The sequence below is a fragment of the Paenibacillus barcinonensis genome (assembly GCF_003217495.1).
In the GTDB taxonomy this organism is placed as follows: Bacteria; Bacillota; Bacilli; order Paenibacillales; family Paenibacillaceae; genus Paenibacillus; species Paenibacillus barcinonensis.
On sequence record NZ_QJSW01000006.1, the window covers coordinates 155433 to 179506 of the forward strand.

General features: G+C 46.8%; 24 protein-coding genes. 1 reads left to right on the forward strand and 23 read right to left on the reverse strand.

Translation table 11 applies throughout. From position 1 onward, the window contains the following. Positions 1-60: 60 nt before the first annotated feature. The 18 genes from DFQ00_RS11815 to DFQ00_RS11895 all read right to left on the reverse strand — a co-directional run bounded on the left by DFQ00_RS11815 (position 61) and on the right by DFQ00_RS11895 (position 15341). Positions 61-1377 (reverse strand): hemolysin family protein, encoded by a 1317-nt coding sequence (locus tag DFQ00_RS11815; RefSeq protein ID WP_110896682.1) that lies wholly within the window; start codon positions 1375-1377, stop codon positions 61-63. A gap of 330 nt (positions 1378-1707) precedes the next feature. After that, positions 1708-3246 (reverse strand): sigma-70 family RNA polymerase sigma factor, encoded by a 1539-nt coding sequence (locus tag DFQ00_RS11820; RefSeq protein WP_110896683.1) that lies wholly within the window; start codon positions 3244-3246, stop codon positions 1708-1710. A gap of 235 nt (positions 3247-3481) precedes the next feature. Further along, positions 3482-3997, reverse strand: a complete 516-nt coding sequence (gene gerQ, locus DFQ00_RS11825; protein WP_110896684.1) for a spore coat protein GerQ — start codon at positions 3995-3997, stop codon at positions 3482-3484. A 36-nt stretch (positions 3998-4033) separates the two neighbouring features. Further along, positions 4034-4456 carry a cell wall hydrolase gene (locus DFQ00_RS11830; RefSeq protein WP_110896685.1) on the reverse strand — a complete coding sequence of 141 codons (423 nt, stop codon included), beginning with the start codon at positions 4454-4456 and terminating at the stop codon, positions 4034-4036. 180 nt (positions 4457-4636) lie between these two features. Next, the gene (locus DFQ00_RS11835) at positions 4637-6337 is read right to left on the reverse strand and encodes a hypothetical protein (protein ID WP_146236152.1); all 1701 of its coding nucleotides are present in this window, start codon (positions 6335-6337) and stop codon (positions 4637-4639) included. Between the two features lie 206 nt (positions 6338-6543). Then, positions 6544-7293, reverse strand: a complete 750-nt coding sequence (locus DFQ00_RS11840) for an SDR family NAD(P)-dependent oxidoreductase (protein ID WP_110896687.1) — start codon at positions 7291-7293, stop codon at positions 6544-6546. 197 nt (positions 7294-7490) lie between these two features. Continuing rightward, entirely contained in the window at positions 7491-7889 is a 399-nt protein-coding gene (locus DFQ00_RS11845) for a DUF2500 domain-containing protein (protein WP_110896688.1), read from the reverse strand. 173 nt (positions 7890-8062) lie between these two features. Beyond that, the gene (locus DFQ00_RS11850) at positions 8063-8659 is read right to left on the reverse strand and encodes a C39 family peptidase (protein WP_110896689.1); all 597 of its coding nucleotides are present in this window, start codon (positions 8657-8659) and stop codon (positions 8063-8065) included. 50 nt (positions 8660-8709) lie between these two features. Further along, complete coding sequence (locus DFQ00_RS11855) at positions 8710-9195, reverse strand: AAA family ATPase (RefSeq protein WP_110896690.1); 486 nt, start codon at positions 9193-9195, stop codon at positions 8710-8712. Between the two features lie 274 nt (positions 9196-9469). Next, positions 9470-10219: a class I SAM-dependent methyltransferase gene (locus DFQ00_RS11860; protein WP_110896691.1), complete on the reverse strand. Its 750-nt coding sequence runs from the start codon at positions 10217-10219 to the stop codon at positions 9470-9472. Between the two features lie 46 nt (positions 10220-10265). Continuing rightward, positions 10266-11078 (reverse strand): CHAP domain-containing protein, encoded by an 813-nt coding sequence (locus tag DFQ00_RS11865; RefSeq protein ID WP_208643777.1) that lies wholly within the window; start codon positions 11076-11078, stop codon positions 10266-10268. Between the two features lie 72 nt (positions 11079-11150). Then, a complete protein-coding gene (locus tag DFQ00_RS11870) occupies positions 11151-11366 on the reverse strand; it encodes a hypothetical protein (protein WP_110896693.1) in 216 nt (71 codons plus the stop codon). A 125-nt stretch (positions 11367-11491) separates the two neighbouring features. Next, on the reverse strand, positions 11492-11971 hold the full coding sequence (locus DFQ00_RS11875) for a GNAT family N-acetyltransferase (RefSeq protein ID WP_110896694.1): 480 nt from the start codon (positions 11969-11971) through the stop codon (positions 11492-11494). Between the two features lie 106 nt (positions 11972-12077). After that, complete coding sequence (locus tag DFQ00_RS11880; protein ID WP_110896695.1) at positions 12078-12599, reverse strand: phosphotransferase family protein; 522 nt, start codon at positions 12597-12599, stop codon at positions 12078-12080. Continuing rightward, a complete protein-coding gene (locus DFQ00_RS29505; protein ID WP_208643778.1) occupies positions 12599-12754 on the reverse strand; it encodes a hypothetical protein in 156 nt (51 codons plus the stop codon). The genes DFQ00_RS11880 and DFQ00_RS29505 overlap by 1 nt, the downstream gene beginning before the upstream one ends. 20 nt (positions 12755-12774) lie before the next feature. Beyond that, positions 12775-13368: a histidine phosphatase family protein gene (locus DFQ00_RS11885; protein WP_110896696.1), complete on the reverse strand. Its 594-nt coding sequence runs from the start codon at positions 13366-13368 to the stop codon at positions 12775-12777. Between the two features lie 328 nt (positions 13369-13696). Continuing rightward, a complete protein-coding gene (locus tag DFQ00_RS11890) occupies positions 13697-13906 on the reverse strand; it encodes a hypothetical protein (RefSeq protein ID WP_110896697.1) in 210 nt (69 codons plus the stop codon). A gap of 154 nt (positions 13907-14060) precedes the next feature. Next, a complete protein-coding gene (locus DFQ00_RS11895) occupies positions 14061-15341 on the reverse strand; it encodes a WD40/YVTN/BNR-like repeat-containing protein (protein ID WP_110896698.1) in 1281 nt (426 codons plus the stop codon). 354 nt (positions 15342-15695) lie between these two features. Here DFQ00_RS11895 and DFQ00_RS11900 point away from each other — a divergent pair, with 354 nt between their 5' ends. Beyond that, the gene (locus DFQ00_RS11900) at positions 15696-16625 is read left to right on the forward strand and encodes an L-lactate dehydrogenase (protein WP_110896699.1); all 930 of its coding nucleotides are present in this window, start codon (positions 15696-15698) and stop codon (positions 16623-16625) included. 387 nt (positions 16626-17012) lie between these two features. On the opposite strand, the gene DFQ00_RS11905 is transcribed toward DFQ00_RS11900, so the two are convergent. From DFQ00_RS11905 to DFQ00_RS11925, 5 genes are all read right to left on the reverse strand, one after another. Beyond that, complete coding sequence (locus DFQ00_RS11905; protein ID WP_110896700.1) at positions 17013-18236, reverse strand: chromate transporter; 1224 nt, start codon at positions 18234-18236, stop codon at positions 17013-17015. Between the two features lie 64 nt (positions 18237-18300). Further along, a complete protein-coding gene (locus tag DFQ00_RS11910) occupies positions 18301-19227 on the reverse strand; it encodes a tyrosine-type recombinase/integrase (protein WP_110896881.1) in 927 nt (308 codons plus the stop codon). A 75-nt stretch (positions 19228-19302) separates the two neighbouring features. Further along, complete coding sequence (locus DFQ00_RS11915) at positions 19303-20394, reverse strand: hypothetical protein (protein ID WP_110896701.1); 1092 nt, start codon at positions 20392-20394, stop codon at positions 19303-19305. A gap of 310 nt (positions 20395-20704) precedes the next feature. After that, a complete protein-coding gene (bcaP, locus tag DFQ00_RS11920; RefSeq protein WP_110896702.1) occupies positions 20705-22114 on the reverse strand; it encodes a branched-chain amino acid transporter BcaP in 1410 nt (469 codons plus the stop codon). A gap of 542 nt (positions 22115-22656) precedes the next feature. Next, on the reverse strand, positions 22657-24030 hold the full coding sequence (locus DFQ00_RS11925) for an amidohydrolase family protein (protein WP_110896703.1): 1374 nt from the start codon (positions 24028-24030) through the stop codon (positions 22657-22659). Positions 24031-24074: the final 44 nt, after the last annotated feature.

Genomic DNA, 24074 nt, shown 5'->3' on the forward strand with positions numbered 1-24074 from the left:
TAGAACAACAACTCAATAAAAGACTTCTTGTACCTCAACATGACAGGTTTCATGAGGAAGCTATGCTCCCTCCTCTTCAACCAGCATTTCCATCTTTATTACATTTACACGTGAAATCCGCTTCTGTTCGGTCTCCTGGATCACAAACAGATAACCGTCATATTCGACCGTTTGACCAATCTCAGGCGGAATAGCTTCCACTCTGGAATATAGCCAGCCACCAATGGTATCGTAGTCAGCCCGGTCCATCTCAATGCCGAAACGTTCACTGACTTCTTCGATAAGCATCAATCCATCAATGGAATATTCCATATCATTCACTTGCTCAATCACGGGACGCTCCTGGTCAAATTCATCCTGAATTTCACCAACAATCTCTTCCATGATATCTTCAAGCGTGACCATGCCGGAGGTTCCTCCGTATTCGTCGATCAGAACGGCAATCTGTGTCTTGCTACGCTGCATGCGTTTGAGCAGATCACTGATGAAGGTCGTGTCTGGCACAGCCAGAATCGGACGAATCACGGATATCGTATCGGTGAGCTGAGATCGCATTAGATCCTTAATATGAATAAAGCCGATAATATGATCCTTGTCGCCGTTATATACCGGATAACGGGTACGCATGCTTTCACTCGCAATCTCCATATTTTCCAACATGGACTGATTGGCATTGAGACAGATCATTTCCGTCCGCGGAATCATGATTTCACGTGCGGTTGTATCCGTAAAATCAAATATATTATCAACAAGTGCTAATTCAGTGTTATCTATTAAACCGCTCTTATTGCTTTCTTTCATGAGAATACGTATTTCATCTTCACTATGCGCGGAGTCCAGTTCCGACGCAGGTGCCATCCGAAACAGTCTAAGCAATCCGTTCGCCATGCCGTTTAATGCCCAGATGAAGGGGTACATTAATTTGTAAAAGAACGTTAGCAGTGCTGCGGACCACAATGTGATCGTCTCTGACTTGCGGATTGCCATCGTTTTGGGAGCAAGTTCCCCCAGCACAATATGCAGAATCGTAATAATAACAAAAGCTATGGCAATTGAAATGCCATGCACGTATACCGGACCCAGTCCAAATGCCGTAAATACAGGCTCTAACAGGTGAGCTATTGCAGGTTCTCCCAGCCAACCAAGTCCAAGTGAGGCTAATGTAATGCCGAGCTGACATGCAGACAGATAAGCATCCATATTACGTACAATGTTGGAAGCATAAATCGCATTTTTGTTGCCAGCTTCCACTAATGCCTCAATCCGGCTTCCCCGCACTTTCACCATCGCAAATTCTGCCGAAACAAAGAAACCATTCATTAATACAAGTAAACCAATTAAAACCAAATTCAATATACTCGGTAAGGGGTCACTCAAATGTTCTTCCTATTCGCCGTCATTCTTCGGCAAATAGGTCCACCTCCTTCGAAAATGTAGGATATTAGCCATTCTGCCGTTCATATGCAATTTCAACTTCCCAATGCTTCCACCTCCTGCCGTTTGTGCCCAAAAACATGGATATGCTTCTTTTATTATATAATTCTACACTACACAGTCAATCCGTGTCCTATGACACTTAAAAAGCATAATCGGCACAATTCGTTGATAAAAGCAGTGATTACGCTGTTTTTTATCATTTACTAAACAAAAGAAATAGGAGAACTGACTGTCGTTGTGCAGTTCTCCCATTGACACGCTTCGTTTATTTTAAATCATGCTACAAACACGGCCTTTGATTACATGCAATCCGCCAACCCAATATTCATCCTCTCTCAAGGAGCCCCAGTCAACTTCACCGTTCAACACCTGAATGCCAAGTTCTGTCACAGACACCGTAGCGTCATCAAAAGCATGCTCATGCTGATTGTACTTAGGAAAACTCTCCGCTCCAGTCATCCGAATGAGTGCATAGGTTCCTTTGGACATTCTGTTCAGATGCGCCCAATATTCCAGATCGCCCATACCGAGGACAGGCAGCTTGCCTCCTACGGCATGAAACAGAGCAGGAGCATGCTGAATGCCCTCCATTATTGTTTCAAGCGTGGTCTGCTCAATAATGCTCAAGCCGTTTGTCTGAGAAGGCAGACGGGACAGGTGGGCCTGAAACGCAGCGCTGGCAAAAGGAAGAGCCTGTGAGCACTGCTTCAGGTATCGCTCGTGCTCACGAACATCAGGCGAGGTATACGCCTCCCAGAGTTCTCGTCCCGCCTCTATCTCTTCGTCCTGGATAACATGCCAAGTCCCGGAGAGCGTCTGCATTTGAGCAGGTGTAAGCTGACCCAGCCCCCTGAAATGCTCGACCTGCGGAAATGAATCAATACACAGCAGGTTGAGTTTGAGGTTCATGAGGTTTTTTTCACTCAAAAAGTACAGTATATACGATAACATCGTTTGATCATACAAATCATGCTCAAACCATAACACAATCTCTTGCTCTGGTTTAAGTGAAAGCAGCTTGTGCTCCAATCCCTCAATCTGTAAATACTGCTTCTGTGGTATCCCTAGCTCATCCTCCAGCACAACTGCACGATGCTGCCGTGCTTTCCGCCCGGTCATATCTGTGGTTACAGGGCCATAGGTGTACAGTTCGCGCCATACCATAATATCTCCCTGAATTCCGCTCTCTCTCAGTCGACTGGCAGCGTGATCTCCATTCATAATATGCAGCATGCCTTTTCCCCCTTCATAAAGCTCATTAAACGTAGATGCCAGATTTCTGACAGGCACTGAGCGCTTGAGCTTAACCCGTGCATCAAACAGCCTTTTCTTTAACGCAGAGATGCTGACCCCGAGAAATTCGGATATCTCCTGAAGCGTGTACCCTTGAAAATAAAACAGGTCCACCACAATCTGCATTGTGGATGGCAGTCTGGCTATGGAGCTACGCAGTGTCTGCTGTAATTCCTTATGCATCGTTTGGGATTCCGGATCATGATCCTGACGATCTGCACGAATGGCTTCGTCCAGTTCTTCCAATGGAACGACCGTATGCCGTTTGCGTCTCAACCAGCGATAACATTGCCTTTGCACAATGACCTTGAACCATCCGGGGAATGCCTCAGGTCTCTCCAATTTGACCAGATTACCAAACGCTTCTGTAAACGCCTCCTGCACCACATCTTCTGCTGCATACGCATCCTGTAGGAGCTGGTAGGCTACTGCCAAGGCCATTCCGCGATATTGGGCCACCAACTGCTCGTAAGCTTCCGGCTCCCCTCTCAATGCCCCATCAATCCATAATTTCAACACCGTAGACTCCTTTCACTGTGATTCCGCAGCTGCCTGCCTACGGGTATGGTCTACTGAATATCATCATTTTTTCAATTTCATATGTAAGTGACATGATCTGTTGTTCAGGTTACTTTTATTTTTTACTATACAGGTTAACCCGTGCTATAAAAAAGGAAAAAGCCGTCCTGTCTGCAGTTTATACTGCATTCGGGACAGCCTGAATTGCCGTATGTGCTGGCTACGAATCTGATTAACGTCTGCTTGGTGCTTGCGGATAGTTACCGACAACACCTGGATACTGATACAGCAGCGGCTCATCAAATGTGGCATAGTCAAAATTAACCATCAACAGCATAATTCTTCTGCCGGTTTTCGGATCACTAATAATAATGTGGTCACGTCCAGCTGCTTCAATAATCCCTTGGAAAATGCGGGCATTCCATTCTTTGTTGCCTTCGTATGTCATGTAGAACGTGCCGAATTTACCGAGATTCAAACGCAGGATATTTTCAATATATGACTGCTCGAACTGCGGTGCTGTTGTTGTAACGACAGCTCCTGCAGGTGTCATCGGGCTTCCGCTGGATACAAGCGGCGGCACACTTGTGGAGCTTGGGGATACCATGCCTGGTGTAGGCGACATCGACGGCATGCTGTTGCCGACTTTGTAAGATGTACCTTGAACCTGCGAATTCGCTTGTTGGCCCAATACGGCATTGGCTTGTTGACCCATCGTTTGAGTGGGTTGATAAGGCTGATTAATCATTGGTGATTCCTCCCTGAATATGAAAATGTAAACCGGTTAATAGACGTCCGGACAATCTTCGCCGGTTGGACTAAAGAAACAATGTGCCTTGAAACGTCCCGTATTTTGCTGGTCATACCACGTTGGCGGGCAATCTCCGACGGGTCTGAAAAACCATAACGAATTACTCGCCGGCCAGAATCGTTCCCCGTTAATGACACGTTGAGCCAGCCGAATCTCGGATTGTCTCGCTCGCTGGTAGAAGTATCCCTTCTGCGTGGACTCAAAGCCCCCCGGATTCTGAAAGACCATGCGATTAATATCACGGATGTTACGAAAATCCAGACAGTCCGCCAGCACACGATTCACGCCGACATTGCCTACCAGCAGCATGCCTTGATCACCGTCACCCTCGGCTTCAGCCCGCATCAGTCTCGCCAGCAGCTTGACGTCTTCCGAGTTGGTCTTAATTACAGCCATCGCGCCTGTTCCCTCCCTTATAGCAGCTGTTCATCACCGTACATCGTATTGTGCAGGAGCCCATTCGGTGACACGATTCCAGATTTTTTCCACAAAAAAAGCCCGGAACCTCACTCCATGTGAAGTTCCAAGGCATATTCAATCTTATGCAGAAGCACTTATCAACTGCAGGAATACTTGTTAAGGCTTCGCTTCAATCCAGTAATCATAGGCATGCACCAAATTGCCTTTGTACGCCTTATACTCGGACAGCAGGTCTGGCAGCTTACTTAGCTGACTTTCCATCTCCTCGGCACCTTTTTCATGAAATGAGATATGCTCGCCCTCATGATTCTGTTTCATCTCAACGGAAATGAGCAGTGATTTCCCTAACCGATCTGCAATCTCCATCTCCTGGCTAACAACCGCAGCTATACCGTTAGAGCCCTCTGCCGTATTGCGGAAAGCCATGAGAGATACATGGTCAAGTGTATCAATCATAAACTCGGTCACTGTTACATCTTTACCTGGCAGCGGATAGGTGTCCAGCCACACCGCCAGATCCGCACTGGTTTCCAAACTGCTGTCCTTCTTCGTCTCTTCCTGAAAATAAGCAATGTTCGATGCCCACTCGGTCAACAGTGTATCCCGATTAGCCTCCCATTCAGGCAGCGTATATGGCTCAATATCGAGATGAATGCCCTCAAACCGCTCTTCCGGCTCCACCTCGGCATTATAATTTTTCACGTAATCAATCAGCCTTTTGATCCGCGGACGATTTTCCTTTTTGCCCCAGATCGGGTGTCCACCCATAGCATGAACTTCAATCCCCTGTGCTTTCGCTCTTTTCACAAAACTGCGGTAACTGGAGTATGGCTGATCCAGATCAAGCCGCACATATAACCAGTTGATCTTCTGCTCTTTGGCAAAAGCCAAAATGTGCTCGCCGCCATCATCCGTCACCTGAGATGCTTCCCAGATATAGGTACCCCGAATCTCGGTTGAATTCGCAGGCGGGTTCGCTGGTTTCTCAGGCAGCGGCTGTTCTTCTGGCTCCAGCTCTCCCCAATAGGCGAGATCATGTACAGCTGAACCCGCATAGGACTTATGCTCACGGAAGGCAGCAGCAACCTGCTGGAGAGCGCTCTCCAGCTGTGCGGAGCCTTTACCAGCAAAGCTAGTAAACTCTTCACCCGGCATCGGCTTGGTGTTTACCCCTACAGTCACATTTGTACCACTTGCGTCGGCCCACTGCATCTCCTGTTCGATTAAACGAATAATTCCGTTACTTCCTTGTGCATTATCACGGTAAGCGAGTAAAGTCACATGATCTACATTTTGAATAAACCAGTGTGACAGTGCTTCGTTATCTGCATCATCAGCGACTCGATTGCCCTTGACCGTGTATGAATCCAGCCAGAACGGCAAATCGACATGAACGGCAGTTCCACCGTTCTGCTTCGCTTGCTTCAACACCAGCTTCATATTGCTGATCCAGGATTGCACCAGAGGTTTGGCGTTCTCTTTCCATGCGGGCAGTACGTATGGCTTAACATCCATATGGATCGCGTCAAAACGCTCGTTCGGCTCCACAGCCTGATTATATTCACTTACCCATGAAGCGAATCGGAGCATAGGGCCCTCACGGCCTTGAACACCCCAGGAGGGATCGCCGCCCAGCGCCTCGATGGCAATGCCTTCACGGCCTGCCTTGGTGATAAATGCTCGATATATCTCTTTAGATATATTCATATCCACGTTGACATACAGCCGATTAATCTTATGTTTAGCCGCATTGGCCAGCAGTTCATCCCCTGCACTCTTCACAGACTGTGCTTGCCATACCCAAGCTGCCCGTATATCTGCGTCATCCGCCTCGGCAGGCTCCTTGATCCCGATCATTATCATTCCTCCGATCAGTAATAACAGCCAAAATACTTTCCGGGATGTTTTCCCGAACATACACTCCCTCCATTCCTGTTCTGTTGTAAAATCACATTCATTATAGCAACCGACCTATCAAAAACAAATAAGCCCAAGTGCTTAACTTGGGCTTATTACATGTTGAAGGAGCGTTGAATAGAACGTTCTGGGCCAGCGTCCCGGTTCTAGTCCTCATATATCATTTTTCGGGTCATGCCCCCGTCAATTACGAGATTAGTCCCCGTGACAAAGGTATTAGCCGGATCGGACAAATACAGGCAAGCTCTGGATATATCCGAGGGTACGCCTACACGGCCGGATGGATGCTGCGCATGGTCCGTATCTGCAAGCTTGGACACATCTCCGGTCTCGATCCAGCCGGGACTGATACAATTGACCCGAATTTGGTCTTTTCCGAGTGAGACTGCCATCGCATGTGTTAATGCTGTAATTGCCCCTTTGGATGCGGCATATGCTTCGCTATGCGGCTCCGACATCATTGCACGAGTAGAGGCCATATTGACGATGGCGCCGCCATGTTCATTTTTTTTCATATGCCGGGCCGCCTCCCGACTTGCCAGAAAACAGCTTCTGACATTGATATTAAGCACATCGTCCCATTCCTCCACCGTCAGCTCATAGGGAGACTTCCATCTGGAGACACCTGCGTTGTTCACCAGTACATCAATCTGCTGGAATTCCTTCACTGTCGTCTCAAACAGCTCCTGAATATCCTGCTCCCTCCGAACATCGCAATGTACAAAGATTGCTTGACCGCCCTCATGTCGAATTGAAGCCGCTGCGGCTGCTCCCTCGGCCTCCTGCACATCCGCCAAGACAACTTTCGCCCCGGCAAGCGCATAGGCCTCTGCTACACTTCTCCCGATCCCCTGCGCAGCTCCCGTGACAACAACTACCTGATCTGTAAACGACATAATGATTCCTCCTCTGGTATGATACGCTCTTTTTATATGATTATCTGTTCAGCTGGTCATGACTATAGTTAATTTCATTGCTTATCGTTTTCCATCAGCCCCATACTTATATACAAACAGGTTCGACGATTAAGAAACGCTTGTCCCGTAGTCCGCCAAAAAAAGCTCACGCCACTAGGGCGCAAGCTACTCCATGTTTAACCTCGCAAACGTTCGGTATACAGGCGATTCGTGCGTTCAAATCCGATATACCGGGTTCCTTTGAAGGACAGCCGCCCTTCATCTCCTTCTGCGCACATACCATATTCTTCACCATTCACTTTGAATTCCAGACGATCTCCGCTCTCCACTTCAAACGTGACATAGTACAGCGTTCGTGCTGGAGTCGTGCTGGCAGCATCGGAAGGCGGCTGGCTCATCTTCACCCGTCTGCTGGTAATGCGGGAGTGTACGGTCAACAGCGGCTCGGCATTGTTCCGTCCCCACCTCCACACTTCTTTGCCCATCGACAACAGCACAATAGCCAAAATCAGGACAAATGCCACTGGAAAGACGGTTCCAAACAAATCAAACATCCAGGATGATTCAATGCCCATGTCTCTCCCCTCCGTTCATACACTTCGGACAGCCGGAGTCTTGACCCGTCTTCAGTAATGTATATGCGGACGAACACAGAACTTGTTAACCTGATGAAATATTTGCGGCATAAATATGGAGTTACGCCTTATGTCTTTGTGCTGAGTGACTATGCTGACCGAATTGACTGATCTCACGAATTCAACTTCGGTTCAATCACGATATAGGAGTGACGACTGAAAGGCAGCCATGTATTCCACAGTGATTTCAGTTCACTGACGCTAACTTTACGGTTATAGAGCGGCTCCTCGCAGTTTCGCTTGAAATCAAGTGAATCTGCCAGATAAAAATGCGTTTCATCGTATCCGACGACAGGCACAAAGTGCAAAAAACGCCGGTCTGCATGCACTCGTATAAACAGAATGACCGGAACACCACGGCTGATCTGCTGTCTTAACGTGTTTATATTACCGTGGAAATATGTGGACGGGTACCCTAGCCTTTTGAAAAAAACAGTAATCGCTTTCGGATACACGGTCCCGTCCAGTAATTTGCGCGGATACCTCCGATACAGCTGATCCCCTTCTGACTCGATACCGAAATGTCTCAGCACAAATGCACTGGAAAAAGCAGCGCATTCAACGTTCTTTTGTATCTCCGTTCTGTTTGGAACAGAGATCAAATAGGATGCGGGTACAACTGTAGTGTACATATGGTCTTTCTTCGGAAGACTGTAATATCGAACAACCAACCAGATTATAAGTAGCCATAGCACAAGATTGGATATCATTTGAACACACCCCTCTGCCATTCGCTGGACTTACTACAAATCAAACTGTTCTACCAGTTCTCTCTCACCCACTGCTCAATCTGTTTCGCAGCTTCCTCGGAAGACAGATTTGTTGTGTCCACCGTTGGCATGGCCGGGTCAAAAGCTGTGTCTGCGTTCTGAAGCAGCCACTTCGCAAAATTGCGATGATCCTCGATCATCTCTTCGTTCCATCCCCGTGCTGCTAGCCGCGCCCGGCGTGTGGTGTCATCACAGTGCAAATTGATGTAGAGGATGCGATCAAACCGCTCGATATAACTGGATTCAGCAATATTCTCAGGCACCATCGTTCCACATAGAATGGCCCCTCGTCCACTTAACGAGATACTGTACGCCACACGCAGCCAGTTCTCCTTGGCAATCTGCCAATCGACGTTGTCAATGATATCCATATCAAATACGTCAAATTCAGGCAGAAGCTTGCGAACATGCGATGACACCGTTGTTTTTCCCGTACCACTTGCTCCTGTGATTACAAATAAAGGTCGTTTACGCATCTGAATTTCCTTCCTGTCGTTCTCGCTTTATAAAAGATAAAAGATCCATGTTTATATCAAGCTAAACAGCCAATCGAACATGTCAGCCCCTAACCTTCATTATGTCAAGTAGCGCTTCCATTCTTCAGCCCGTAGACCCTACATTACTCTATGAAGAAATCTACCATTCAAATACTCATAATCTCTCAGCTCCCCTTCACGTTGAAAACCCAATTTCTCAGGTATTAATCATGATTCACTCTCCCATCGGTCGGTTATTGTACACGTTCCTAGATCAAAGCTTTCTTGCTTTTAGTACAAACGTTACCGGGAACATGGCAGCTCTTCCAGCAAGATCATCGCTGTCATCACTCATTTGCAGTATATCCCCATCAGATTCCTCAATCATCTGTTCTATGACAAAACCTGCTTTAGCTAATGCGTTGATATAGTCAGACAGTTTACGATCAGCCAGTATTAATTCACCCTGAACATAATCAGGCGAGACCGGATGCCATTTTTCATCAAAGTACGACTTCCGAAACACATACTGACCATCATCCTGAACGATGCATCGATGGATCGGGTGAGACCAACTAAAAATAAATACGCCATCCGTTCGCAGATAAGAAGCAATTCGGGCAAATGTTCCTTCTAAATCCGTTGTCCAGCCAATTGCATATATGGAATACACGATGTCAAAATAACTCGCTGGAATACCGCATTCCTCTTCCATGGGTGAACAGAGCAATACAGCTTCAAGACCACATCCAGCGGCCAGACGCTGCGCTGCCTTCTCCAATTGTTTCTCTGATATATCCACTCCCCATAATTCAGCTGCTTGACGTTCCCCGTGATATTGCAAGGATTGTCCGTTCCCACAGCCGATCTCTAGCATTTTCAGACCCGTAACATCACCAAAAAGCTGGTGCTTTTCTTCAGATACAAATGCCCCATATTGCGGCAGAACGATCGCTTTCAAGAATTCATTGCCCCTGGTGTCCCAATAGATTCCATTTGTTTCATGTATCCGCTGCTTGTCCATCACTAACCTTTTCCCTCTTTTCTATGTAATTCAAGGTTTTAAAATGTTAGATCGGCCTATACTCTCCATGAAAATCAAATCGATAATCATCGCTGATGCGAATATACCCGAGAATACAATACTCTCTCGATCTGTGCACGATCCCAGAGTAGTTCAGGTTATCAACGTTTCCTTCTGCAACGATCAGATGGTCGCCTTCACAAGACAAAACAATGCCAATATGATCATGTGAGTCATCGGTCAGAAGCTTTTCATATACGACCAGATCACCACGCTCTGGCTCAAAGCCACCTTGTCGATCTTCATGGAAAAATCCCATCTCAGGTAATCTGGACCAGTCCAGCCACGCTCCCACTCCAGCTAATCGATACGTCTGATTCGGATAACGAATAGGTAATCGAATCCCAACCTGCATGCAGCAATGGTATACAAAAGCCGCGCACCAATTTGCTTTGAGTACGGTGTAGATATTCGAATCCGGCCAATACCTGCAGATTTCCCTAAAGCGTTCATCCTCTGAGCTACCAATGATCTCTTGTTTCGCTAACCTTTCTGCGCATTCTGCAAGTTTCAAGCGTCTTCGTTCCTGACGATGTTGTACTATCCCCGTTCCCGCTTCTGTGTTCATTCCAACATTCTCAATCTCAAACTCATTTGTCATTCCAAGCTCTTGTAAAACTTGATCCAATCTTCCTTTTTCAGTCTGGGTTATGTACTGTTCTGCAGGAGAAAATACTTTTTGCAGCAGAACAGCATCCTTCAAAATTTCTTCGTACGGTTCCTGAATCTGCCTGCAAGCCTCTTGATAGAAAATAGCTTGCAGCATAATGGATAACTCTTCATCACTCCATAGTTGCATTCCTCGAAGCATTTGCCTTGCGGCATCTGCACTGTTTGGACCCGGAAAGTCCTTCATCCCCGTTCGATAGAGTTAATATCCGTGAAGCAGCCCTGTAATCGCAGCAAGTTCGTGATCCCTTCCTCTCCGGGCAGCAAGCAAGGAAGCGAAACTGGATACACCCACAAGCTGTAGCCATATGTCATCCTGACCTAAAAAGCCTTCGTGAGACATTTCGCTTACTGCACGGTAGACCGCGTTCAGCCGTTTATTTTGGGCCACTATAAGATGATTCGTGTCCAGTCTCATATGGATAAACGGTCCTCCCCTCTAGGTCAATCTCAGTACAGTCCTTCCACAATCAGTATTCCTTGCTCCAGCCTTTTACGACTTTCGGTCAGATGTAATAAGCAGCTTCATTGGAACGAACGATACTACACTCGCAGTTGCTTTTTCAAATCGATTCGTATGTACGTTTTCTCGTAGCTCGTATCATCATCATTGTAATATACGGCCTGCTTGGTATATGGCTTTGAGATCGCGTGGTAGCCGTGCGCCGAGATGAGCTTGATCATTTTGGGATTTTCGACAGGGTCAACACTCACAAATATTTCTCTGAACCCCAGTTGTATCGCTAACTCTTCCCTGTAACGGATTAACGCTGAGCCAGCACCATGACTGCGATACTTCTCCTTCACATACAGATCACTTAACTTGGGAATCTGCTTGCCCTGCAGTTTAAGAACTCCAAAACCCAGAATGACGCGATCCACATCATCTGATTCTGCAATAGTGAGTATGACTTTACTATTCTCCTGTTGCTTCAAATACGACCTGAATAATTCTTGATTATTGCGAACAGAGCAAAGTTCTGAGATGTCTGCGGCAACTGCTGATCTTACGATATATCTCATCACTTTGAACCTCCTACTCCCTTAACTATTGTTACCGACACAGTCTCTCCAAAATAACAGCAACCCCTTCATGTTCATTTGTTTCCGTAATTCCCCTGGTGCATTTCTAAAAAAACGCATAGATGCCTTCCTCAAAGTAGCGATATTCTTCATCGGTTAATCTGCGTCTACGATAGGCATCATAAAACATATCTTTGTCTCGCTCTTCCTCAAATGCACTTACTTTAGGCCGAGTGGCCAGAGCCACATCATATCGCGGATCACCATAGGCCGCTCCGGCCCAGTCGATCACTCCTGTAATCTGCCCGTAACTTACAAGCACATTATCCATCGTAAAATCACCATGAATTAAAGTCGGCTCGACCCAACCGGGTCTATTCTCTTTCAAATATGTGAGTAATCCCGCATTGCCATCTATTGTGAAATTCGCTAGATTATACTCTGCTTTCGATATCATTGTATCAAGCCAGGTATGCTCTGTATGCTTATGCTGCCAATCCACTGGACATGAACATTCATGCAGCTGTTTCAGACAGCGACCAAAGCTGGCTATTGCTTTATCTCTTTGCTTTTGGTTCGAATTACCGATCAGAAATTGCCTTAATGTAACACCTTCCATGAAATCCATCAACAGCCATCTGGCGTTCTGATCTGCATAAAATGAATGGCTCTCGGAACAGGCAGTGCCGTTTTCTCAAGATGTCTCAATGCTCTATACTCATCGGCCAGCCATTCGTTATACAATTCATGTTCTGTTTTTTTAATAACATAACTATGACTCAATGTATGAAGAATGAACCTTCTTATATGAAGCTGGAAGGGGAACCGGTGAGATGTTTGGTACAATTATATAATGAGCAATCCCACCGAGGCTCACCGCTGTGAAGTAACGTTAGCGATGTGTTTGACAAATTTTCGCGAATGTCTATATGAGCGAGAAGTCTTTTTAATGTGAGGCTGAGCAACGCCCCATGACTTACAATTAATATATTCTGATCTGAATGTTGTTTAGCCAGATCGGCAAGACATTCTCTGCCCCTTTTTACAACAGCTTCATGTGATTCAATGCCCAGATTCAGCTTCGACCAGCCATAACCCCATTGACTCACTCGCTCCTGCTCCGTTGTGCCCTCGATCTGTCCACAGTCCATCTCTCTAAGCCGCTCATCTATACGTATCTCGATACCATTCGCTTTACTAATAATGGACGACGTTTCCATTGCTCTCGACAAGTCACTTGTATAAATATAATGCCACCGCTCAGAATGAATTCGCTCAGACAACAGTTCTGCCTGTCTCCGCCCTTCTGCATTGAGTGGGATATCCGTGTGTCCTTGCGCGCGATATTGCTTATTCCAATCCGTGACACCGTGCCGAATAAGCCCTAATGTTGCCATATGTATTCCTCATTTCTGAATATCGCTCAAGCATTCCTTCATCTTCCAATTAAACTGAAGCTATCACAGGTTCGGAGTGTTCGTCAATGGAAACGTAGTAGGTCTTTGTGCTTGCAGACTAACGATCGGAATTGGTCGCATAAGCCAAGTGCCTTAACTCAGACTCATCCCCCAAGCACACAACACAAATAAACAAACTGCCGTTAATCCAATTCGGACGGCAGTTTGTTAGGCGGTTTTTTGCGATTGTGTCTGCTTGCTTTAGAGTTAAACCCACATGCGGCGGCTCCAGTTGCTCGTAATTCTGATCTTGTCTCCATTTTCTTAATTACGCATACATCATGTCCATATAGCCTCGGGTAACTTCTACACCTTCTGCCGGCTCCGGCTGGTCTGTCTCTGCATGTGCAGCCATGCACGCTCTCACCGCTTCCTCCGTTGTGCAACGATTGGCATCGTCACATGTGTAGCATAAATGCAGCATGTATCTTGTTAAATCATCCACCTGTGTGATTTGAGCTTGTTCGTTGGTTCTCATTGTTATCACTCCTTCTTTTGTTGAGTTAAATATAACATCATCTGCGCTCTTTATTTGTGATTTAATTCACAATGTAGTGAAAAAATAAAATAAAAATAAAGGGAAAATCTCATTTGAGATTCTCCCCCTCAGGTTTCATGCTTCGCTCGCAGGCTTAAAGCACCTTCCAATGCTCTCCTCCATCTACCGTTTGCAGCAGCAGCGAGCGCTTCGCATCTGTATTCTCTACCAGAATCCAGCCCAGCTTGGGCGAGGCCATCTGCATCTTCACAATTTCAGGGTAGTCTTCGAAGATTTTCTTGAGCACACTGCTCTCGGGATAGGCTTTCCATGTTTTCCCCGTGTCAACGGTGTAGTACATGATGCCCTTCTGCATCGCCCAGCCTTCCGTTGGACTTAGAAATACAGGTGCAAGATTGCGATTAATACCTGTCTGCTTGTCCAGACCAAAGGAATATAGCTTCCAGCTTACTCCACCATCGGCTGTGAAGAAACCACTGAAGGTCATGCTCTCCCCACTGGCACAGGACATCGCCATCCAGGCTGACTTCGCTTCACGCCCGAAGAACTGAGGTGCACTCAGATTGAAATTGCCGCAGCCGCTGAATTTATTCCGATCAAAAAAAGAAGAGACTGTACGCCACTGCTCTCCGCCATCTGATGTTACAAAGAGCTTTGGTGTACCAAACTCAATCGCGCTCAAGAAGCCATGCTTGGCATCGGAGAACGTCATACCGGTCGTATATCCACGTCTGGAGATTTCCCCAGTGCTCGTTTTGTCCTTCTCGTCACTCGAAGTCATTCGTTCCCAGGTCGTGCCTCCATTTTGAGTAAAGTACAGCATCTTGTCCTGCTTGCCGATCCCGGTATCTGCCGTTGTCAGCACCCAGCCCTTCTCGGGAGAAACAAAAGATATAGCTGTTACTTTATCCGTCTTGGATAAGGAAGACAAGCTCCAGGTTACGCCCCCATTATTGGTTCGAAGCACAATCGTATCCGTGCCTCCCATCCCCTCCCGAACAATCCAGCCATGCATACGATCTACGAAATAAATACTTTCACCATACTTCGGATTCGCCGGAAATTGCACATTCTCTGAAGGCGATATGTTTGTCCATGTTTTTCCCTGATCCTGAGTATAATACAGCCTGAGTGCATTACGCGTGATGCCCCAGGCCAATCCACCGTTATCATTAATTAACTGAAAGTCGGTCAAACGTGTCTGAATTTGATATTTGGCCATATCTGCCGCTTCAGCATTATTGTTGGTCGGGGGTACAACAGTTAGGGTCTGACCGATGTTGCCACCATCATCTTGCTGATCTGGAGCTTCCGCTACAGGCGGTTGTTCCGTTTTGGTGCAGCCAACCAGCAAAATGATCATTCCTATAGACAGCAAAGCTGTCTGCGCTATTTTTTTCCATTGCAAATGCAAGTGGGTTCCACCTCTCTATCCAACACACATAGGCGCGCATGCCCCTGTGAAGGAGTTGTATTTACGATTCATCCAGAATCCACTGCTCCTATTCTACCACAAACCTCGACCCAAAGGCTCACATCTGCCTAGACAGCAGCTATTGTTCTGGTTTGATGATTCATTTTTGTGCATAATACGTGTATATCTCCTCTTTACTTTGTTTTCATATAACAAGGAATGTTCACCGTTATCCATCCCTTTTTCTTTATGATCCGCCAGTTCATGTGAAAAAAGTTATAGACAAAACTCGCTTTATCGAACTAAATCCCTTAATATGGATGGTAGTATACCCTAAAAGGAGAGGATAAGAACATGACAACCAATGCAGCATTGAAACCTAGCCGTGTCGTTATTATCGGTATGGGTGCAGTAGGAACAACAACGGGATACACACTAATGCTCAGACAGCGCTCGTCCGAGCTGGTATTCGTGGATGTGAATCATGATAAAGCTATTGGCGAAATGCTGGATATGAACCACGGCCTGCCGTTTACCGGAGGTGTTAAGGTATGGGCTGGTGACTATTCAGACTGCAAAGATGCCGATATCATTATCATTACCGCGGGCGCTTCTCAAAAACCAGGTGAGACCCGAATTGACCTGCTGAAAAAAAATGCAAGCATTTTCAAAGAAATCATCGACCGGATCACTGAGGTCAACTCTCACGGAATTTTGTTGATTGCGACCAACCCTGTCGATATCTTATCCTATACTTCCTGGAAACAAAGCGGCTGGCCGGCTTCCAGGGTCATTGGCTCTGGTACATTGCTGGATAGCGCACGGTTCCGTTATCTCATTGGTAAAAATAAGGGGATTGATCCTCGCAGCATTCATGCTCATATCATCGGTGAGCATGGCGATTCCGAGGTTCCTGTCTGGAGTCTTGCCAATGTTGCGGGAACAGACCTGGAACTCGATGAAGAAACACAGCAAGATATTTTTAACAGCACCAAAAATGCAGCGTATGAGATTATTAATGCCAAAGGAGCCACCTCCTACGCAATCGCGCTTGCACTAGACCGTATTGTTGCTGCAATCCTGGGCAACGAAGGCTCCGTTCTGAATGTCTCCACACTGCTTGAAGATTACAACGGCGTTTCCGACGTGTATCTGGGCGTGCCTTGTGTGGTGGATCGTCATGGTGTGCGTGAAATTTTGCCGCTTCCATTAAATGAAGCAGAGAAAACAGCCTTTCAGGCTTCTGCCAACAAACTGAAAGAACAAATCGCGGGATTGGAATAAATTTGCGGGACTCTACACGAACCCCATAATAAAAACCATGCAAACACTCTGAATAGGCCGTGTCCTGAAACTTACCTGAAGTGCATCTTTTACCGTCTTTTCGCCCCCTGCTGTGTCACTTTCCCTTGACGTGCTCCGGCACGCCTGCGGAAACCTCCTGGCTTGGAACGAAAATGCAGCAAAATTAGCTCCCTTCAGCGTATTCAGACACATCCTAGAGTTTTGCATGGTTTTTTTGTGATCAGCGCCCACTCACTAACATCATTTAACCAGTGGGTGAAGCCTTATATGACACTCCATAAATTGCACTCTTTTAATTATTCGAACATTTAGTTTACATAATAATAATGACGGAAACTCTTACCGACATGTGCTGCAGCGCTCATTTCAATTCACTGCCACGCCTCCAACGATCCCCAGTAACACAATGACCCATGGCGGACACTTCCAGAAGGTTAACAGCACAAAAAGTAAACATACCAAGGCAAAATCAACAGGCGACAATACAGCAGTTGTCCATAAAGGCTGATAGAGTGCAGCAAGCAAAATTCCTACGACACCTGCATTGATTCCCGCAAGCGCGCCCTGCATATGCGAGTTACTGCGCAACGCACTCCAGAAGGGCAATGCACCGATAATGAGCAAAAATGCGGGTAAAAATATCGCAATTGTGGCAATAAACGCCCCTGCTCCCCCCATGGAAACAGCACCAAGGTATGCAGCAAACGTAAATAACGGGCCAGGAACGGCTTGCGTTGCACCGTAACCCGCCAGAAAATCATCCTTGCTGACGATGCCATAAGGCACAAGTTCTTGCTGCAGCAGAGGAAGCACGACATGTCCACCGCCAAATACCATCGAGCCTGCCCGATACATCGAATCAAACAGAGCGATCCACTCCAAGTTGGTGATGTGGCGTACAATGGGTAAAATAACAAGCAGACCTGCAAACACAATTAAACAGAGCACAGCAACGCCACGTCGGATGGGAATGTTCATTTTTGCAGCAGGAGTTACGGGTGATTTGCGATACATCGCCCATCCAGCAATCCCAGCGAACATAATCAGAATCACCTGACTGTAGGGCGCCGCCCACACTAACGCCGCAGCAGCGATAATCACAGCCAGTGTAATCCGCTCTTTGTCCGGTGTGAGCTTCTGAGTCATGCCCAGAATAGCGTGAGCGACAATCACCACGGCTACGATTTTCAATCCGCTGATCCAGCCAGCGTGGCTCACATCAGCACCTTTTAGCAGTAAGGCAAATGCTATTAAAACAAATACCGATGGAAGAGTAAAGCCAATCCAGGCCATCAGCCCACCCAGCAATCCAGCCCGCATGACACCTATGCCAATCCCCACCTGACTACTCGCTGGTCCGGGAAGAAATTGACACAGTCCTACCAGATCAGCATAGCTTTGCTCATCTAGCCATTTTCGTTTGCGTACATATTCGTTGTGAAAATACCCCAAGTGCGCTGTAGGGCCTCCGAAAGATGTCAGCCCCAATTTTGTGGCAACCATCAGCACTTCCCATAAAGCCTGCCGCCGATTTGGCGAAACCTCTTGATCTGGATCCTGAACACTTGAAGCCAGCTTCCCCTCATTCATGCTCGCTCATCTCTCCTAGCAGATCATATGCTGTTATGTGTCGCTGACTTGAAATGCTTTCTTTCTACTTCACTGCTGGAAGCTGTACCTCTAGCAAAGCCATTGCCTCCTCTTTTTCACGGCTGGTGACGTGGGTGTAGACTGTTGTTGTTTGTATAGAGGCATGTCCAAGCAGCTCCTGCACCGTCCGCAGATCGGCCCCGCGCCGCAGCATCATGGTGGCGAATGAGTGACGCAGCTTATGGCTGGAGTAACTTTGGCGTTGATGAGCCGGAGCCTCCTGCTGGAAGCGTTCGAAGGTTTCTGTGGAAATGAGCTGAATGCTGCGAATAGACAAACGTTTTCCTTTTTGCGAAATAAACAGGGCTTCTTCTTTTTCACCTCGCCACGGATTTAGACGCTCCTGAAGGGCCTGGGATAACACTTCTGCTACGGTTTCGGGCACCGGGATGGAACGCCACTTCCGTCCTTTACCAAACACATCCAGTGTGCGTCGCTCCGGGTTATAGTCTTTACAGTTGAGCGCATGCACCTCTCCAACTCGCAGCCCCATATACCCCATCAGCAGAAAAACAGCCAGATTACGCGTACGGTATTTGCCCTCAACAGAAGCCAGAAAACGTGTCAAACCACCTTCATCCAGAAAAACAGGCGCTCGATTTTTCTCGGTTTTGGACTTTTTGATGCCCGCCGCCGGATTATTCGTCAATACCTCAAGCTCGATGAGGGACTTGTAGAAGCAGTTGACTGCCGCATGTTTCCGATTCCGGGTTGCATCACTGACGCCACGCTCGCGTGCACGAGACAGATAAGAAAGCACATGCAGCTTTTTCACCTGCTCCAGCGCTTTCCCCTGTATAGCAATCAGAAATTCCACCACATCTCCTGTATACGATTTAACCGTATGTCCAGTATATCCGGCATCCTTCATCCAGATATGAAAGGCTGCCAATTCATCTGCATACCGCTCCTGAATCTCTTCGTTGATCATCTGCACTTGTCACCTCCACCGATATTTCGATATTGTTTTACGAAAAAAACTCGTTTCGTTACAGAACATGAACATTTAACTCATTGGAAAATCAATCTCCTCCACAATCACGACATTAGCCATGAGCATGATCATATCCGGTTTCCCCGCACTCCGAGTAAGCACAAAGGATGGAATCGGATTTTCATGAAGCTCATTCACCGCTTCGGCAATCTGTACGTACAGATCCAGCCGAAGCGTCTCCCCTTCTCCCGAGACATCCACGACAGGCCAATCTTTGCGGATACAGTCAGCCCAGAAGGCCAATTCATTCGCCGGAATAATGCTTAACCGCTGTACCTTCGGATCAATATAATATATAGCTTGCCGCACAGGCTGTTCTCCCAGCTTGTCCCACACAAGCACTTGAGCTGCCTGCTCGTTTGGTGGAGAGTACAGAGAATAGCACCATGGAGTTAATCCCCATACAACGGCCATCAGTCCTTCCTCCAGCAAGGAATCGAGCCGCCCTTCTGTAAAGAGCTCCAGCAAATTATGATTACCTGGTCCGAACATTTCGGCCACTCGTCCAGAGAGCAGCTCCAGATCAGCCAGAATAAAACCTCTTCTGCCGTACGAATCAAACATATGATGATTTCGAGTCCATTTTGCAGCAGATGTTGAATCAAGGAGTGGAGCTGCGGATGGAAACAGCATGATATGTACTGTATTTACTTGTGCGTATTTTACCATCGCTTGTTGCTCAGGTTCTAACGGACCTTCGGCAATGCGTGGTGTTTTTCGGTGTAGCGCAATGCGAACCTCATATTCTCCCGCTACATAAGGTGCCAGATCCAGTCTAATCGGGTAGTCAACGCCCTGAATAGACGCAATACATAGGCTGCTCTCCGCTGTTAACGAGACGGCATATTGTACGTAGGACAGCTCAGGTCCATAGAGAACGCTGGCCTCCTCACGGGGCAACGGCTTTGGAAATTGCTGTGCAATGACAGATACTTTGCGGCCATCCTCAAGATGTCGCTGTGGATCAAGGTCAAGTTGCACATCTTCTGCTTGATCTCCATATGATAGGATTAGTTTCGCCTTAGAAAGAACGGATGAATCCACGAGTGCAAATGCAACATGGGATGAGTGCTCGTCTGTATCCTTATGTAATGGTACATTCATAACGTAACCCCTCTCTTCTTCTGGTAGAGATCATACCCACCAAATATATTTCATATTTGGTTCAGCCGCAACCCCGTGCTTGGCAGCCACCCTTGGTATATCCCTTCCCTTTTACCCGAATACGGCTCAAGCTCAACCTCTCCTGAGTACATTTAACAAAAATTTTTCAATACTTCTGAATAATGAAACGTCGTTCACCTGGACAGTTACTGTGAAACACAAAAATCCCCGCTTACCTTCGCCTGGCGAAAGTAAACAGGGACCTTGTCCAATTACACTTTATAGTAGATCTACAACCGAATATCGACGTTTATTTTCTTCTTAGCGGATTCAAAAGACTGTGGTAACGACCATAGACAAAATAAATGATTAATCCGATGATCAGCCAGCCAAAAAATGTGATCCAGGTTAATGCTGCAAGGCGAGTCATCAAATATACACAGCCAAGAGCACTCAGAATCGGAATAAACGGTACAAGCGGAACACGGAAACCACGTTTGAGATCAGGATTATTTCTGCGTAGCACGATTATGCCCAGACTCACTACCGCAAAAGCAAATAACGTTCCGATATTGGTCAGCTCCGCTAAATGTCCGAGTGAGATAAACCCGGAGAACAACGCTACGATAATACCTGCCACCCAGCTTCCGACTGCCGGAGTTTGACTTTTGCCGCTGACTTTGGAGAATACGGGAGATAACAGCCCATCCCGAGACATGGAATAGAGCAGACGTGTCTGACCATACATCATCACCAGCAATACCGTCGTAATGCCCGTTATAGCACCAAGGGATACGATCCAGGACAACCCTTTTAACTGAACGAATTCAAAAGCAAAAGCCACCGGATCACTAACATTTAACATGTTATACGGCACGATACCTGTCAGGATAAGAGATACCACAATGTAAAGGACCGTACATACAGCAAGAGAGGCAATAATGCCAATCGGCAAATCCCGCTGCGGGCGCTTCACCTCTTCCGCTGCTGTGGATACAGCATCAAAGCCGATATAAGCAAAAAATACGGTAGCCGCACCAGCCGTCACACCCGAAAAGCCGAATGGCAGGAAAGGATGCCAGTTGGCTGGCTGAACATAAAATACACCGACACCAATGAAGATCAGCACAACGATAATTTTGATTGCCACCATAATTCCGTTGGCACGTGCTGCTTCCTTCACCCCACGAGTGAGCAGGAACGTAATAATTAACGTAATTACAGCCGCAGTGATGTCAAAATACGTGCCCTTTTCCGGATTAAACGCACTGGTCAATGCATGAGGCAATTCCAGTCCGAACCCGGACAATAACGTCTGGAAATATCCTGACCAGCCACTCGCTACCGCCGCACTCGCAAAACCATACTCCAGAATGAGGTCCCAGCCCAGTATCCATGCAATCACTTCACCAAATGCAGTGTAGCTATACGTGTAAGCACTACCCGAAGCCGGAATGGTAGAAGCAAATTCAGAGTAACACAAGGCGGCAAACGCACAGATTATACCTGCCAGTAAAAAGGATAACACCAGTCCGGGTCCGGCATACTTGGCTGCGGCTACACCTGTCAGGACAAAAATTCCTGTGCCAATAATCGCTCCGACCCCAAGTGTCGTTAAGTCCATGGCTCCAAGCGCCCTCCTCAACGCACCGTTCTCACTGCCTTCGCTGGCAATCGGTTTCTTACGGAATAACAAGCTGATTTTCTCATTTGAGCGCATAAGCATGTTCCTTTCATGATGAATCTGGAATGTAGTATGGTTTCACTCATCTGTTCTATAAAAAACTTATTTGTTCTATCTTATCGGTTACCTATAAAAACCTATCGAATTCTACACATTATCGCGTTGAATGATTAAATTTATTTTGCGTAGCAGCTTATTTTGACCTTTTTCCACGAAATTTATCATGATCTGTTGCCTACGCTTCACAATGAAAATCGTTCTGAATAAAAACTGCGTATAATTTATATTATGCGCAGTTTTTACAGGTCAAATTTTACGTCAATAATCAATTTTATCGGTTGTTATATGAATTCCATAAAAAGATGGCCTTTTTCGTCTTTTTCCGCCGTCGTTCTCTCCCCTATTCCGTCCTCTTCTGCGCCTTGCGCTATTGAACATGCACCCCTTTGCTCGTTTCGTTTCTTTCTTAACACAACAACAAGAGCCGCATAATAATATGCGACCCTGTTAATTTAATCATGTTAGTTCTATCTTTACCCTTAACTCTTTATCTGCATGTTATACAATAGTCTTCTCTCTTATGAAAAAACAACCCGGTCCGCATCAGACATCCGATACTGACTCAATAAGTATTCCTTGCTCTGCATCGCTTGGCTTCGAATAGCATCCAGATCCACATGCAGCAGCTTGCCATCCCGCTTCACCGGCTTTCCGGCAACAAAGACCGTATCCACATTGGACGGATTCGCAAACTGCACAACTGCACCAATCGGATCATGCACAGGGAACAGATTCAGATCAGTTGTACGAATCATAATCAAATCTGCTTCTTTGCCCGGTGTAAGCGAGCCTGTTTTCCGTTCCAGCCCCAATGCCTGGGCCCCAGCCGAAGTAGCAAAACGCAACACCTGACTTGCCTGCAGACTCAACTCACCCGGCATTTCTCCCTGTGCCAGCAGTTGCTCATTCGTTCTGGAACGCTCCGCCTGTAGCGCAAATTTCATCTGTGAGAACATATCTCCACCTGTTGAAGTCACCACATCGACTCCAAGGGTTGGTGTACCGCCATGCTCCAGAAAATATCCTGTGGCTGGATAACCGTGCCCCATCATCATCTCGACTTCAGGGGTAACGGATAAGGAGGCTCCACTGTCTGCAAGCATTTTAAATTCATCCATGCCCATCGTATTGCCATGAACGACATTGATTCGCGGACTGAGTAGACCCGCCTCATACATTCGGCTAATTGAACGGTCTACCGAGCCCCAGCTGCCAAACCCGACATGCATCGAACAGATCGCATCTAACTCTTCCGCAAGCTGAATATCCTGTACCGTTGTCTCCCAGTGACTGAACTCAGGACCGCGGATGGCAAGACCGTAAGTCAACAGCTGATCTTTAGAGGAAAAATAACGCTCCTTCACCGCTCTTACATTCTCTGGATATGCGAGCTTGCTCTCCCGATTCCAATACTCCGTTTCTCCCGGCACACCATGAGCAAAGACAGCTCGAATGCCCGCATCCTGCAACCCTCGAATCAATTCCTCTGTATGTTCAGGTGAATATGGCATGCTCCAGTCCAATACCGTCGTCACTCCAGCATTAAGCGCTTCCAGTGATCCGAGCAGATTGGCAATATAGCTGTCCTGCGGACGAAGCTTGCTTCCCATCGCGCCGTAGTACAAGTTTTGCAGATATACTGGCAACGACCAGTTAGTTCCAGCCGTTTTGACAAGTGATTCCCACATATGGCGGTGTGTATCCACCAGTCCAGGCATGATGATCATATCTGACGCATCAATCACTTCAACTTCTGGCCCCGGCACCTCCAGATCCGGCTTAATTGCTACAATAACAGAATCCTGAATAAGTACATCCGTCCTATTATACTGACCAATACGAGCATCCATCGTTAATACACAACCGTTTTTCAAAAGGTAACCTGTCCCCATGAGACATCTCTCCCATCATAATGGTTTGTAAAATGATCTGATCT

Excerpts from the sequence above, each read along its gene's own strand:
- DFQ00_RS11905 (WP_110896700.1), bottom strand. The coding sequence starts at position 18,236 with ATGAATGAGGGGAAGCTGGCTTCAAGTGTTCAGGATCCAGATCAAGAG.
- DFQ00_RS11875 (WP_110896694.1), bottom strand. The coding sequence starts at position 11,971 with ATGAGATATATCGTAAGATCAGCAGTTGCCGCAGACATCTCAGAACTT.
- DFQ00_RS11840 (WP_110896687.1), bottom strand. The coding sequence starts at position 7,293 with ATGTCGTTTACAGATCAGGTAGTTGTTGTCACGGGAGCTGCGCAGGGG.
- DFQ00_RS11860 (WP_110896691.1), bottom strand. The coding sequence starts at position 10,219 with ATGGACAAGCAGCGGATACATGAAACAAATGGAATCTATTGGGACACC.
- gerQ (WP_110896684.1), bottom strand. The coding sequence starts at position 3,997 with ATGATTAATCAGCCTTATCAACCCACTCAAACGATGGGTCAACAAGCC.
- DFQ00_RS11885 (WP_110896696.1), bottom strand. The coding sequence starts at position 13,368 with ATGGCAACATTAGGGCTTATTCGGCACGGTGTCACGGATTGGAATAAG.
- bcaP (WP_110896702.1), bottom strand. The coding sequence starts at position 22,114 with ATGCGCTCAAATGAGAAAATCAGCTTGTTATTCCGTAAGAAACCGATT.
- DFQ00_RS11910 (WP_110896881.1), bottom strand. The coding sequence starts at position 19,227 with ATGATCAACGAAGAGATTCAGGAGCGGTATGCAGATGAATTGGCAGCC.
- DFQ00_RS11870 (WP_110896693.1), bottom strand. The coding sequence starts at position 11,366 with ATGAGACTGGACACGAATCATCTTATAGTGGCCCAAAATAAACGGCTG.
- DFQ00_RS11845 (WP_110896688.1), bottom strand. The coding sequence starts at position 7,889 with ATGGGCATTGAATCATCCTGGATGTTTGATTTGTTTGGAACCGTCTTT.
- DFQ00_RS11835 (WP_146236152.1), bottom strand. The coding sequence starts at position 6,337 with ATGATCGGGATCAAGGAGCCTGCCGAGGCGGATGACGCAGATATACGG.
- DFQ00_RS11915 (WP_110896701.1), bottom strand. The coding sequence starts at position 20,394 with ATGAATGTACCATTACATAAGGATACAGACGAGCACTCATCCCATGTT.
- DFQ00_RS11855 (WP_110896690.1), bottom strand. The coding sequence starts at position 9,195 with ATGCGTAAACGACCTTTATTTGTAATCACAGGAGCAAGTGGTACGGGA.
- DFQ00_RS11850 (WP_110896689.1), bottom strand. The coding sequence starts at position 8,659 with ATGATATCCAATCTTGTGCTATGGCTACTTATAATCTGGTTGGTTGTT.
- DFQ00_RS11900 (WP_110896699.1), top strand. The coding sequence starts at position 15,696 with ATGACAACCAATGCAGCATTGAAACCTAGCCGTGTCGTTATTATCGGT.
- DFQ00_RS11865 (WP_208643777.1), bottom strand. The coding sequence starts at position 11,078 with ATGCAACTATGGAGTGATGAAGAGTTATCCATTATGCTGCAAGCTATT.
- DFQ00_RS11830 (WP_110896685.1), bottom strand. The coding sequence starts at position 4,456 with ATGGCTGTAATTAAGACCAACTCGGAAGACGTCAAGCTGCTGGCGAGA.
- DFQ00_RS11925 (WP_110896703.1), bottom strand. The coding sequence starts at position 24,030 with ATGGGGACAGGTTACCTTTTGAAAAACGGTTGTGTATTAACGATGGAT.
- DFQ00_RS11880 (WP_110896695.1), bottom strand. The coding sequence starts at position 12,599 with ATGGATTTCATGGAAGGTGTTACATTAAGGCAATTTCTGATCGGTAAT.
- DFQ00_RS11890 (WP_110896697.1), bottom strand. The coding sequence starts at position 13,906 with ATGAGAACCAACGAACAAGCTCAAATCACACAGGTGGATGATTTAACA.